The 14,428-nt window shown below is 43.6% G+C and carries 3 protein-coding genes; all 3 read right to left on the bottom strand.

The window, feature by feature from the left end; translation table 11 throughout:
* Positions 1–8: 8 nt before the first annotated feature.
* Positions 9–1,586, bottom strand: coding sequence for an O-antigen translocase (locus ACFQZJ_RS06620; protein WP_379933249.1), 1,578 nt, complete (start codon positions 1,584–1,586; stop codon positions 9–11).
* Positions 1,587–1,620: 34 nt separating this feature from the next.
* Positions 1,621–3,012, bottom strand: a complete 1,392-nt coding sequence (locus ACFQZJ_RS06615; protein ID WP_379933247.1) for an MraY family glycosyltransferase — start codon at positions 3,010–3,012, stop codon at positions 1,621–1,623.
* 742 nt (positions 3,013–3,754) lie between these two features.
* Positions 3,755–14,257, bottom strand: coding sequence for an HYR domain-containing protein (locus tag ACFQZJ_RS06610; protein ID WP_379933245.1), 10,503 nt, complete (start codon positions 14,255–14,257; stop codon positions 3,755–3,757).
* Positions 14,258–14,428: the final 171 nt, after the last annotated feature.

Here is a 14,428-nt window from a genome sequence, read left to right as displayed (position 1 = left end):
ACTAAACCTTACTTCTTGTTCAAATAACCGTTCAGCAATTCCTTTAATTGTAAACGTTTATCCAGCTCCTTGAACGAATACAAGGCGGACAAGAGTATAAGAGGAATTCCAACTACATAAATCCATGGTGCGCTCACTAAGGAGAGTATAGCAAAACAAATCAAAGCGAGACCAAACTGTATAGCGAACAATTGTATACAACCCCTATGAAAACTAAACCCATACTTTGTCTTTGCTATCACATATACCTGAATTAGATAAAGGATATAGGAAATGAGAAAAGAGATTCCTAATCCCGTTAATCCCCAATAGTAATAGCCAACTAAATTCAACGCCAACAAATAGAGGTTAGAGACCAATTCGCTCCAAAAAAAGAGTTTACTCTCTCCTTTGGCAATAAAAAGAAAACCAACTACCCATGCCGGAACCTTAAAAAACATTCCTAAAAATGCCCAGTAGATCATGACATCTACGGCAACGAACTCGCTAGAGTAGAGGATAATGATCACCCAATCTATAAAAATCAATAAACCGATCAATACCGGTGCCAAAATAAGCAAGGCTATTTCGCTCTGCTGGTTTACCAGTTCGTTGGATTTGGTATTGTCACTAGCTACTGCCGAAAGCCTGGGGTAATAATCGGTTTCCATAGCAGTAAACAGAAGGCCAACATAGGTAGATATCAACGCGATACCGGCATTGTACAATCCCACCTGCTCTACACCTCCAATATTATTTATAAAGATGCGGATAACATAGGATTCTCCCAGTACCATGATACCGCTCAGGCTTAACATAAAGCCCATTAGCATCATACTTTTGCCTTCTACCCTAAGCTCTGCCGTGGTGACCTTTGCCTTCTCTATTTTTGTCTTAGCTCCAAAATACAATGCCACGATATAGGTAAATACAGCCGTAAGGATAAGTGCAGGAACGATACCTTCTAAACGCCAATAATAGTATAATGGAATGGAAGCTGCCAAGCCCAACGCAGCACCTACCACGTTGGCCTTGGCCAATTCCTTTAGTTTTCGCAAACCCTGTAATATAACAAACTCGCCACTGGCCAACTGTTTTAGTAATAATGTAATGGAAAGCCAAACAAAAGCAATGGTATAGCCATCATTACCAAAGGCAACTTCACTAAGCCATGGCGCAAGCACCAAGGTGGCCAACGCGCCAAAAATTCCCGTAAACCAAACCAAACGCCTAACGACCACTACGACTTTTGCGATTCTTTTTTCATTTTTGGTCTCGCCAGCGGCAGCAATATCCTTTACCGCAGATATACCCAATCCAAAATTGGTCAAGGAACTAATTAATAAGATGGTAGAATTAAACAAGCCCAAAACTCCAATACCTGCAGGACCAAGTAATACAGCTACAACTTTTGACCGTGCGATAGAAATAAGGATATTGAACACTTGGACACCACCAAATATAGAAGTGGCCTTCATTATTTGTCGATAACTGCTACTATTTTTGTTTTGAAGTTCCTTGGACACTCTAGATGGATTATGCGTATAAGAGTAACGCTTGTTATCTGCAAAGCGTATACCTAAAAAGATAAGGGCAAGAAATGCCATAGCACCAAAAAAAAGTAGAATGCACCTAACAGCGCTAATCCACTATTTTCTCAGCATCCTTCACTTTTTTATCGGAAAATTTCTTTTTTAGTTTTTGAATTTTTTTTAGCCTGTCTCCGGTAATATCGTTAAAACTGTTTTCCAATTCATTTACAAGCGCTGTTTCAGGTAATTTATTTTGTTCAGGACCTTGGTTCTGCTCAGCATCTTTCAACATGTCATTCCTCTTTGAAAAGACTATGGAATTTGCGTTAATTCCAGGCAAGCTAATGGTTTCATGTCCTATACCTGAGGGGAGTTGCTTCGGCTTTGTTTGTGCAGAAACCATATTGGCCTTTTCTTCAAACACGTTCAAAAACGGTAATAAATAGACCACTACTCCAATCAAAACGGTCATGAATAAATGAAAATGAATTTCAAGATTACTCGTCAAAAACGAAGAACCTATAACAAGAATACTCAATACACTTAGAACAATAGTTGCTTCTTTGTGGTCTAAGCCAATACGTAGTAACCGGTGATGTATGTGATTGGAATCGGCCGTAAACGGACTTTTACCCTGTTTTATTCTAATTGCAAATACTCTTAAAAGGTCAAATAATGGATAGGATAGGATCGCCAGTAATAATACCGGCGCATTGGTAACTATTGCGGATATACTTTCGGTAGAATTTAAGGACAGGAGGCTAATTCCTTGATATGCCAACAGAAAACCAGAAAGCATAGAGCCACAATCCCCCATGAAAATTTTTTGTTTGCCAGACAAATTATATCTTAAGAATCCTAGAACAGAACCAATAAATACAAATGAAATCAAGGCCATTAAATAATGGTCGTTAACGAAGAACAATATACCGAACACCAAGCTTGCAATTATGGAAATAGATCCTGCTAGACCATCTATCCCGTCAACTAAGTTTAACGCATTTATAATAAGTATAAATACAAAAACGGTAAATAATACGGATACGATATATGGCAATTCACCTATTCCAAGCATACCCTCAAAGCTAATGACCCTAACATCTGTAAGCACCACCACATTAAGAACGGCCAATAATTGACCAAGAAGCTTCTTATTTGGAGACATGGATACCAAATCATCTTTCACTCCTAAAAACAAAAGAATAATTGCAGAACCCAATAATGCCAAGAGTTTAATTAAATCGGAATGAACCAACTCTACGAGTAATCCGTAAAAAATAATGGATAGTGAAAATGCAATGAATACACCTAAGCCCCCCAGGTTGGGCGTAAGGTCCTTATGCATTTTTCTATTGTCCGGCATATCCATGAGACCCTTTTGCTTGGATACCTTGATAATAATAGGATAGAGATAAAAACTGGTAGACAACACAAAAGCAGAGATACCCGCCAGAAGCGGCACGTAGTGTGCATTTAGAAACAATTCCTTAATAGTGTTCATTGGTTAGGTTTAATTATATAAAATATCATATAAATACCTAAGCATTCGTTTCATTTAAAAACCACTGTGGTTAGTGAGTAAGACTCATACCAATACAGTTATCGCTAAAATTTTAAGGTTATGTTCATAGATTATTCTTGTGGGGAAAAATAACTTTTGCTACGTTGCTGGGCTAAATCTATGCGGAAGAATTTAAGCTTAGAAGATATATCGGTATGTTGCACCCTTAATCGACAACCTACGCAAACCCCCTATATTTGGGATGTTATCGACAAACAACGGTCTTACTTCTTGTTCTGACGTGCACCATACTATTGCACTTTCGTTCTTTGTAGTCCTAATCTGTAAGACAATAACAGACACTATGGTACCGTTTTTATTTTCATTTAAAAGTGGAATACAATTGAATTTGAGTTTTCAAATCCTTACTCTTAACCTAAGTTAAATCTGTATTTTAATCTTGTAAATTAAAAGGAGCACTATTAAATAATCACGATGCCAATAAACCGTTTGGTTTTAACCGTAAAAAAACACCCTCTAACAATTATGCTAAAGGGTGTATATTTATTTAATACCAATTTAAATTCTAGATGTAGCATAAAATCAGTTTCTTTTTTACTCATTTGTCGTCATAAAATAGAACCATAGCTAATGCTATGCTTAGATTTCATTCCTAAACTGAGAAAAAAATAATTCAAATTTTCAATATGACATTCAAAACTTAAATTGGTATACGTCGTATTTATCTCCTTACTATAAACTTTAGGGTATAACTTTCCCCGTTGAAGCCGACAGCGTTTACCATATATATTCCGCTTTGTAAGGTATTCACAAAAAATGTCTGGGTCTTGGTATCGTTTGCCGGAATACTGTTTATAAGCTTTCCTGAACTATCCATAAAATTAAAGGTTTTAATAATATCTTTGTTGGAAAGATCCAAGCTTAACATCTCACTAACCGGATTTGGCCAAGCTTTCATCGTAAATGCAGATGTGCTTATAATTACAAAAGGGTTAATATCCCCAAGGGTAGGTATACCCGGATTGGTAGAAAACTGTCCGAACCCTAATTCATTTCCAGCACTATCATGTACAAATGCCCCGTCTAGATCGTTTACCGCATACCAATCATTGGTATCACGCTCCCTAAAAACCAACTCTGGTTCGCGCCCAGTATATTTAAAATCCATACCACCAAGCTGTGCACCAAAAAGATATGTTTCATCGCTTGAACTATCCGGTATACCAAGTGCATCAAAAATAGCGCCCAGTTTAGCACTATCGGCAGGATCTATTTGACCATTATCGTCTTTGTCAAAATCAGTGACGGTTACATCAAAACTATCCGTTAGCACAAGAGTAAAACTAGGGTTTTCAAAATCGTTAATTGAAACCACCATCAAACCATCCTCATCAAAGGTTCCGAAGATTTCATGCGATTCGTTTACATCTCCCGAGGTTTCCGAATCACTATCGAGCAAAACCACCCATCCGTTAAACGTCTCCCCAGGTGTTCCCTTAAGTTCCAATTCCTGGTTAGCGGAATCGTTACCGGGAGGATTGGGACTAAACTCGTTAATCAAAACAACCTGTGGTGTAATTGGGTCAGTTACTTCGATTTCTACGGATGCGTTGGCCATACAACCCAGATCATTGGAAAAGGTATACGTAATTGTATACGCACCCACGGTGGCTAATTGGGGATCAAAACTAAAGGTGCCATCATCGTTATTCAGTACTCCAATACCAGAATAGCTTCCACCTTGCGGCATACCACTTTCAAGTAGAATTATACCACTATCCAGTGTTAGAGTACCAGGTAGGTTAAGGCTTACCGCAGGTAACTCGTTGACTTCTACCTCCGCAATACGCGAAATAACGGTACAATCGTCGGAGGAATTCCCAAACGAGCTATCGTCATCGGCTACACTTACCCGAACGAGCTGGCCATTTAAAGGAGTTTCCAAGACAAGTTCCGTAGCATTTGTAGCTACCGTAGACCAAGAACCTCCATCATCTATACTTGTTTCCCATAAGAATGAGAGGACTCCGTTTCCGCTAGCGGAAACAGAAAATGCAGCTTCCTCGTTTCCTTCGCATAGTACTATATCCTCGGGGCCTTCGATGATAACAATATCACAACTATTGGTTATGTTCACCGTACTGGATACGCTGTTGAAACAACTATTTCCGTCTTCATAGGTGTACGTAATTGTGTGTACCCCCAATCCAACTTCAGCAGGATCAAAGCTATATGTTTGTCCATTACCATCATCCGTAACTCCTGTACCGCTATATGTACCTCCAAGAGGAAGACCTCCCGTAAGACCGATCTGCATTCCTGCTCCGACTTTGAACATATCAGGTGATTGGAAAGAAACCTCCGGAAGCATATCCACACTTACAACAAAGCTATATTCGCCTTTTGCACAACTATTGCTGTCCCATCCGGTTACGGTATAAATTCCTGGTGTATTTAAGGTAATTTCACCGGTCGTACCTAAATAACCTTGTGGCCCCTTCCATTCATAGGTATCGCCACCAATAGCAGTAATTACGGTACTGTCGCCCTCGCAGAACTTATTAGCTCCTGAAACAGAAATATTCAAAGGCTCCTTGTATGTTAGGGTAGCAACTGTGCTCGTCACCGTGCAGTCATCCCCTTTATTTTGGGGCGTTCCATTATCGGAAGTTACCACTACTCTATAGGACATTGGAGCGGACACCCCTTGTGTACTTTCCATGACAAGTTGGTGGGACCCATAATCACTTTGATTTTCTGTACTATTTACCCAAGCACTTCCTTCCAAATATTGCCATTGGTAGGTTATGCCGCCATTCCCAGTTGCGGAAACATTGAACATATATGACTCATTTTCAGTGCCACACAAAGTAACATCCGCAGGGTTCTCAGTTATTTCTATGCTACAATCGTTTGTCACGGTAAGCGTATCTATAGCCTCACCACCGCAGCTAGTGTTATCGCCAGGATAGGTGTACGTTATGGCATGGACCCCGGAACCTGCAACTATGGGGTTAAAATTGTAGGTACCGTTCCCATTGTCCGTTACACCGTTACCCGAGTAATGACCTCCCGATGGAAGCCCCCCTGAAAGTCCCGTTTGCGTTCCTGCAGCCATTGCAAGGTCCGTCGCAGGGGCATTAAAAATTACATTGGTAGGCTCCTTAAAGCGAATGACGGCTTCTTGGCTAATTCTTGTACAACTTCCAGAGTTTACTACCACCCGCAATCTCTTACCATTAAAATGAGGTATCATTGTAGGAAGAGATAGTACAGGATTACTGGCGATACCTCCGTAATTGTACCAACTGTGTCCGTCATCAATACTATATTCCCATTGATAGGTAAACGGTCCTTGACCATTCACCGAAACCGAAACTTGCTCTCCAGTAGCCCCTAAACAGGTAGATATATCGGTTGGCTGTTTACTAAAAGAGATATCACAAGCTTCCAAAACGTTAACTTTATCTGTTTTACTTACGGTACATCCGGTATCATTTGTATAGCTGTAGGTTATTAAATGTGTTCCAATACCTGCCTTTTCTGGATCAAAATCATACGTACCGTTACCGTTATCCGTAACCCCTGGTCCGGAGAAGGTACCACCTGACAGGTTTCCTCCAGACAGACCCTTTTGAACTCCTGCATCCACGCCAACATCCCCTAGCGTGTTAAAAGTCAGTGAAGGTGTATCGAATACTTGAACCATGGCTTCTTGACTTAAAACAGTACAGTCATCCGTACTATCGTCAGCAGTACCATTATCTGATGTAATCCTTACTCTGTACTTTTTGCCGTTATAATGTGGTACTAACAGCGGAAAATGCAGTGTTTCCGTACCATCGGAAAAATCAACCTTGCTCCAAGGACTACCGTTCTTGGTATACTCCCAATTATAACTTAGGATACCTACACCGGTTGCTTTGACGGTAATAGCTTGGTCTCTGGTACCAGAACAAACTTGAAACCCCTTTGGCCCCTCCGCAATAATAAGAGTACAAGTTTCCAAAACTTCAACGTCATCACTCGCCACTCCTATACAACCCGTCTCGTTTGTATAGGTATAAGAAATCGTATGTATTCCCAAACCTGCAATCGCAGGGTCAAAATCGTAGGTGCCATCTCCATTATCGGAAACACCCTCACCACTATACACTCCGGAACCACTTGTTTGATCGTCCAGTGATGGTATACCCCCGCCAAGATTCAATTGAACTCCGGCATCAATAGACACATTTGGGAGTGCTGTGAAACCTACATTTGGTGTAGGGCTAACTCCTAAAGTTGCCGTGTTACTTATAATTTCACAATCATCGCTCTCATCATCGGGGCTACCATTATCATCCCTAATAATTACCCTGTATTGCGTTCCATTACGGTCGTTCTGTATGGTCTCTAGTAGCGTCAATTGCTCGGTACCTTCTACTTCCTCGGCATTGGTCCAAACAGTAGCACCTACCTCCAACATTTGCCAAGTATAGGCTAAATTCCCTTGCCCGGTAGCACTCACAGAAAAAGTAGCTCCTTCAGTCCCTGCGCATAACTCAAAATTCGTAGGCTCGGTTTGTATTGCTATGGGACAAACAGCAGGTAAAACGGTAACCGTTGATGTGCACGACGTGGAATTTCCGGCAGCATCCACAACAGTAAGTTCTACTACATTGGTCCCAATATCTGCATCTGTAAAGTCAATGCTCTGCGGTAACAACCCAGGTGCTCCTCCATTACCTACAATTACGGTAATCTTGGTTTCACCCACGAGGGCACCGCTGCCATCAAATGCTTTTAGATATACCTCATAGGTACCATTGACCGTTGGGTCGAAGTTCTTACCCGCCAATTCATCGAAGAAATCAAGGTTCCATGAGTTCTGCGCCACGTTGTTCGCGGCCAGCAGCGCGGCATAGCCCGCCGCATCCGTGGCCACCGTGCCACCGCCGTTCGCCGTGGCATTGTCGCCGATCGCGTGGTCCGCCAGGGGCTGTGCGTTTATGGGGTCGAACACAAAGTAGGCAGTGCCCATGCTCGGGTCGAAGTCCATCCCCAACTCATAGGTGAGACCGTCCAGCTTCGTGCCGGTAGTCCCCGCGGGGTCCGTGTTCACGCTCCACTCAAAATTCCAGAGGGCGCGAGAAGCAGGATTACCTGCTCCCGCCAAGTGCGAATACGTACCGTCGCCGTTGCCGTTGAACGTGTTCTGGGGCACGGGGTAGCGCACCTTCGCACGAAGGCCGAGCTCCACATCCCCAGTCTGGTTCACCGCGAAGCCGCCGTTGGCGTTCCCGGACCCGAAAATGGCATCGGGAACCACGTTCTGGTCGTAATCACGCGCAACGTTCCTTCTAATACCGATCGCCGCGATGGCATTATTGTCGGAAGAGCCGTTGTCGATGTCCGACACGCTTACCGTCGCCGTGCCGCTGCCGTCAAGCTCCACGGTGAAGTCCTGGCAGACCGCCATCGGGGGCTCTGTATCGGCAGTACTCTCCACCGTAACGGTCGCCGTACAGGTAGATACGTTGCCCGCCTCGTCCACCACGGTGAGCTCCACGGTATTGGCCCCGAGGTCCGCTTCTGTAAAGTCGAGGGTCGTGGGAAGTGCGCCCGCTCCACCGCCGTTGCCCACGACTACCGTAATGTGCGTCTCGCCCACAACGGCCCCCGTGCCGTCCATCGCCTTGAGGTAGATGTCATAGGTGCCGTCCACCACAGGGTCGAAGGCCGTGGGGACGAACTCGTTGAAGAAATCAAGGTTCCATGAGTTCTGCGCCACGTTGTTCGCGGCCAGCAGCGCGGCATATCCCGCCGCATCCGTGGCCACCGTGCCACCGCCGTTCGCCGTGGCATTGTCGCCGATCGCGTGGTCCGCCAGGGGCTGTGCGTTTATGGGGTCGAACACAAAGTAGGCAGTGCCCATGCTCGGGTCGAAGTCCATCCCCATCTCATAGGTGAGACCGTCCAGCTTCGTGCCGGTAGTCCCCGCGGGGTCCGTGTTCACGCTCCACTCAAAATTCCAGAGGGCGCGAGAAGCAGGACTACCTGCTCCCGCCAAGTGCGAATACGTACCGTCGCCGTTGCCGTTGAACGTGTTCTGGGGCACGGGGTAGCGCACCTTCGCACGAAGGCCGAGCTCCACTTCCCCAGTCTGGTTCACCGTGAAGCCGCCGTTGGCGTTCCCGGACCCGAAAATGGCATCGGGAACCACGTTCTGGTCGTAATCACGCGCAACGTTCCTTCTAATACCGATCGCCGCGATGCCCTCGTTGTCCGAGGAGCCGTTGTCGATGTCCGATACGCTTACCGTCGCCGTGCCGTTGCCGTCAAGCTCCACCGTGAAGTCCTGGCAGACCGCCATCGGGGGCTCTGTGTCTGTAACGGTAGAGCCCAGCAACACCAAATCATTTCCATCTCCTCCAACATAGGTAATCGTACCTGTAAAATCACCAAATACCACTATTGCCCCTTCTATAAAATTATCAAAAAAGCCCACGATGGCGTCAAGGCCATCGTTGACAATAAGGACAATTTCATCATTTTGACCACTCTCATAACCGTTCAACAGATTTAAGGTGGTACCGGGAGCAATGATAATGGTTCCCGCCACTACTACTTGATCATGATCGGTTCCCGCTTCAGGGCCGTTTACCTCAAAGTTATTATTGTTGTTGTCCAAGGTAAGATCTCCCGTATTCAAAATACCGGGGCTAGTACCTGGATCAAGATTGGAATTGGCGTTCATGTTCACTATTCCGTTAATGCTACCTGTACCGCTTAGTGTAGCGTTTTCATAAAAATTAGCTTCTGTTTCCACGTTGGTCTCAAGGCCATTGGTATCATAATTTCCATCGGTAACGTTTAGAGCGTGCAATTCCAATATGCCCGTACCGGTCAATAGTACGTCCAAGCTGTTCACGGTAATACCGTTATCAGGGCCCAACAAAACCAGCTCGGTGGACAACTGTAGGGTATCATCCCCCAAGCCGGCATCTAGGCTGAAACCATTGGTAATGCTAGAAAGGGGTATTTGAACCGTGTTAGCATCCAACTGAACCACACCCATACCGGCAATGGCAATAGGGCTGTTATTGGTTAAAATCAGATTGCCATTTTCCAAAGTCATGACAAATTCATCATCAGAGGTACCACCGTTGGTATCTGTAAGGCTTAAGGAGCCATCAGCTGCCAACACCACTTCCGATTCTGCCGGTAAAACGGTCACCAACTGGTCACAACTTTCAGAAGCATTCCCTGCTTCATCCGTTGCCGTCCAGGTAACTGTGGTTTCCCCAATCGGGTAAGGGTCTGCCAGTGGCAAGGCATCTGAACGGCTACCGCTAAACGTGAAGTTTGTTGACACATTGTCGGTTGCCGTTGGGTTTTCCAAAGAGATGGTCGCCGTAGTTTCCGTTTCCGCTATTACCGCTGCGACGTTGTCAGGACAATTGATTACCGGTGCTTCCGCATCTAGAACGCCCGGTTGAATAGATTTTACATGAATTCCTTCCCGGGCCATTGCAGCGAACAGAGTAGGATTATTACTGTCTGTATTGTCCATACAGATATGCATTGTTTCGAAAAAGTCATACTCGCCTAAGGGTACTATAGAATTGCCCCCTCCAATAGAAACCCAAGAACCGCTTTCAAGCCTTTTGACAAAATACCCCGCATTAAATACTTTAAAGCCTATGTATGGCGTGCCGTTGACATCAAATCCCAGCGAAATACTTTCTGCACCTCCAGAATAGGGACTATCGCCCACATCTTCCCAAGACGTGCCGTTAAAACGTTTTACCAATACTACATTAGTTCCACCAGAATCGAAATAGGCCACATAAGGCACATTATTGGGTGAAATTGAAATTGTACTGTATCCTGAAGTACCTTGGGAAAAACGTTCCGACCCCACAAACTCCCATACACCGTTGATAAAACGTTGCACCGTTAACCGCTGTGGAGATTCATCGACCTCTTGATACGCTACATAAATAACCCCGTTCGAATCAAAAGTATAGCTATAGTCAAGCGTATTATTTGAGAAATTTTCTGGGCCGACCGGTTCCCATGCAGTGCCCGTCCATTTTTCCGTAGTCAAGCCGCCCCCAGATGCCCCATAAACTATATGTAGCTCGTTTAAAGTATTGAAAGCAATATCCGGGTCTAAAAATTCTTGGGCAAAACCCTGAATAACTCCTCCAAAATCTTCCCAAACGCCATTCAAATAACGTTTAACGATATGACGGCGTAAAACCCAATCATAATAAGCAACGTATGGGACTCCCGTGGTATCAACAGCTAGATTTATAGGAAAATTCTGGGTATATTCATAGATAACATCCCCTACGGCCTGCCATGTGGTACCATCATACATTTTAACTTTAAGTTGCTTTGCAGTTTCCCCACTTATATATGCCAGATAAAGATTTCCTAAAGGACTTTTTGCAAAATCCATACCTGTTGCTTTTCCATCAGACAGTAGGGGTTCACCAACATTTTCCCAACAATTCGCTGTTCCGGATATGGTTACGGTCTGTTCACAAGATTCAGAAATATTACCCGCCTGATCCGTTGCCGTCCAAGTAACCGTGGTATTTCCAATAAAAAATGAATCTGTCAAAGCAAAGCCATCACTTCGTATACCTTCAAAAGTGAAGACTGTAGATAAATTGTCGGTGGCCGTTGGTTCATTTAAGCTAACCGTTGCGGAGCAGTTACTACCTGCTGTTGATGTAACGGTTGCCGGACAGGTAATTACAGGTGCTTCGGTGTCATCAATAGCAGCGCCAGTCGTAAAAATGTACCCGAGGTTCTCAAGGCCCGGACTTTCAAATTCAGTCTCAAGATCTGCATACCAACGATTACCAGAAATATCCTCCAGAACGGTATCATCAAATGCTAGTTGTATTAAGTATTTGGTATTAGGTTCAAAATCGGTAACAAAATCAAGTTCAACGTTATTACCGTTAATGGTAATACCAGGCCCATTCGCAGGTAAGTCTTCCAATGTTTCTATATCACTTGGCTCTGGCGTGCCTGTACCAAGGATTTTAAACAAACGAAAGACCCCTGGGTCTTGTTGCACCTGTATAGCTTCGTCAAAAGCCAAGGTGATAACGGTGTTCAAAGCCACATCAATCGCATTATCTTCTGGCGAAATACTGCTTAACGTAGGTTGCGTAGCATCTGCAGTAGTTATGGTACTAAAATTATAAGGACTATTATACCCATCATATTCTGGAACGGCATTTCCACTTAAATCCTGAAAGAAATTCTCTTGAAAACCAATACTATATTCTTTATTGGGCGATAGATTACGCATTGGATTTACCGTAACAACGTTTCCATTTACCGTAATATCCAAATAAAATTTATTAGCCTCTACCCTTCCGTCAGTTACATTGAGAATGTTAAAGTCTAAAAATTGTTCGCCGCTTAATTGTACCGGTTCATCAAAGGTGAGAATCAAATTGGCATCAAGAGGTATATTTATTGCATTATCTACCGGTGTAAATTCAACCAAAGTGGGAGGAGTATCATCTAAACTAGATAATGTTATGTCATTTCCATCACCGCCAACATAGCTAATCGTACCTACAAAATCGTCATTTATAATAGCACCCTCGGCTAGTCCTTGGAAAGTTCCTACTACCGGATCTGAACCATCATTTTGAATTATAATGAGTTCATTGGCAGCATTGCTCGGAAAATCTCCGTTTAAATCGAGCAACACATCGTTTTCGATGGTAACGGTGCCCGTTACATTGATTTGATCTTGTTTTATTCCCAGCGCCATTTCATCATACTCAACTTCATAAGCTGATTCCGCACCCAGTATCAAATTTCCAGTATTTAAGATACCCGGGCTTGCCCCTGGTGCCACCGTGGAGAACATCTGCATATTCAAGATGCCTAAAATGGTACCCGTACCCACAATTCCGGAGTCCTCAAAAAAGTTAGCGGTGGTGGTTACGGTTGTAGTGAGGTTGCCTGTATCAAAGTCAGCAGCATAAACATTAAGCGCGTTTAATCGTAAATTTCCAGTTCCCGTGATGAAAATATCGGCGTCGCGTACGGTCAAATCATTACCTGCTCCGGTTAGATTCAACGCTGAATCAATGTGTAAGGTATCTATACCATCTGCGCCATTTATCTCGATTCCATTGGTAATGTTCGCCAAGGGTACCTCAACGGTATTCGCGTCAATCTGTTGGGTACCATTTCCAGTAATTGCAAGGGAACTATTATTTTGAATACGAAGATTTTGACCGCTGATAGCTAGTACGAATTCATCATCGGATGTTCCTCCATTGGTATCGGTAATAATCAACTGACCATTACCATCTAATATGATTTCGGTTTCCGCCATGGAATTATTATCCGTAGCTAACACCCAACCCATATCTGCCATTAGCCCTTTAGTTATATCACCGACATTATGCTGTGCACTCCCATTAAAGGTGGCCGGTGTCATTAAACTATTATCGGTGCCAAGATACGTCGTGAGGTTCCAATGAGATAGGCTGCTACCAAGTGTAAAATTATTAGCTGAAATTTGAGGTCGAGCGCCACCTAAGGCAGCTTTAGCATTCTCGCCGTCCATAAATACTTGACCGCTGGTTAAGGCATTACCCAATTGAAGGGTGTTTTCCGGTAAGTCAATGAGCCGATTGCCATTGGCATCTACCAAAAAAGTGTCATATATGTAAGGTAAAACACCGGCAAATTCTCCTTCACCTGCGGCATTTACCCTTGCTTCAGAGAAGAAACCCAACGCATGGCAGGCCTCGTGCAGTACAACGCTGACCAAATCGAACTGATTTGAGGGAGGATTACCATCGGTACCATAATAAAAATTAGTCGTACTATTAAGGTTCATTATTATCTCAGGGGCAGTCCCGTTCAAATCAGTTTGCGCAAACTCGTTTGCCAATGCCATTGGGTACTTAACATTGGGGTCGGGAGCTCCTTGAAAGCCAAATTGAAAATTTTCGGTTTGGGCATTACCAGCGGTAAAAAAGCCGAGATTAACATAATTTACCTGAACCACGATAGGCACTGATGACACGATTTCATTCGACCAAATATCGAAGGCATGTTCAACAGCAGTAACTAACGCTGGATTTCCCTGCGCGGCCGCGTCATATTCAAATACGAATTGCGGGATTTGCGCATTTGACAATTGAAAACAGAATAAAAAAGGCAATAGAAAGAGTAAAGGTTTTTTCATTGGTTAGTGCTTTAAAGTGTTTTAAATTAACACCATAGCACAAACACACTTTTAAATATTAAAAAGGGCTTATAATTGCATCGGAAAAAGCAAACGCTCATTCGAGGTAAACAAAGTTACGGTTAGATGTGGAGATTATCTTAAGCTAAACATAGACAATTATCTAAGGAC

Origin of the sequence: Maribacter chungangensis (assembly GCF_042676845.1) — a bacterium.
Classification (GTDB): domain Bacteria; phylum Bacteroidota; class Bacteroidia; order Flavobacteriales; family Flavobacteriaceae; genus Maribacter; species Maribacter chungangensis.
Note: the sequence above shows the minus strand (reverse complement) of the source record. Positions and strands in the feature narration are given on the sequence as shown.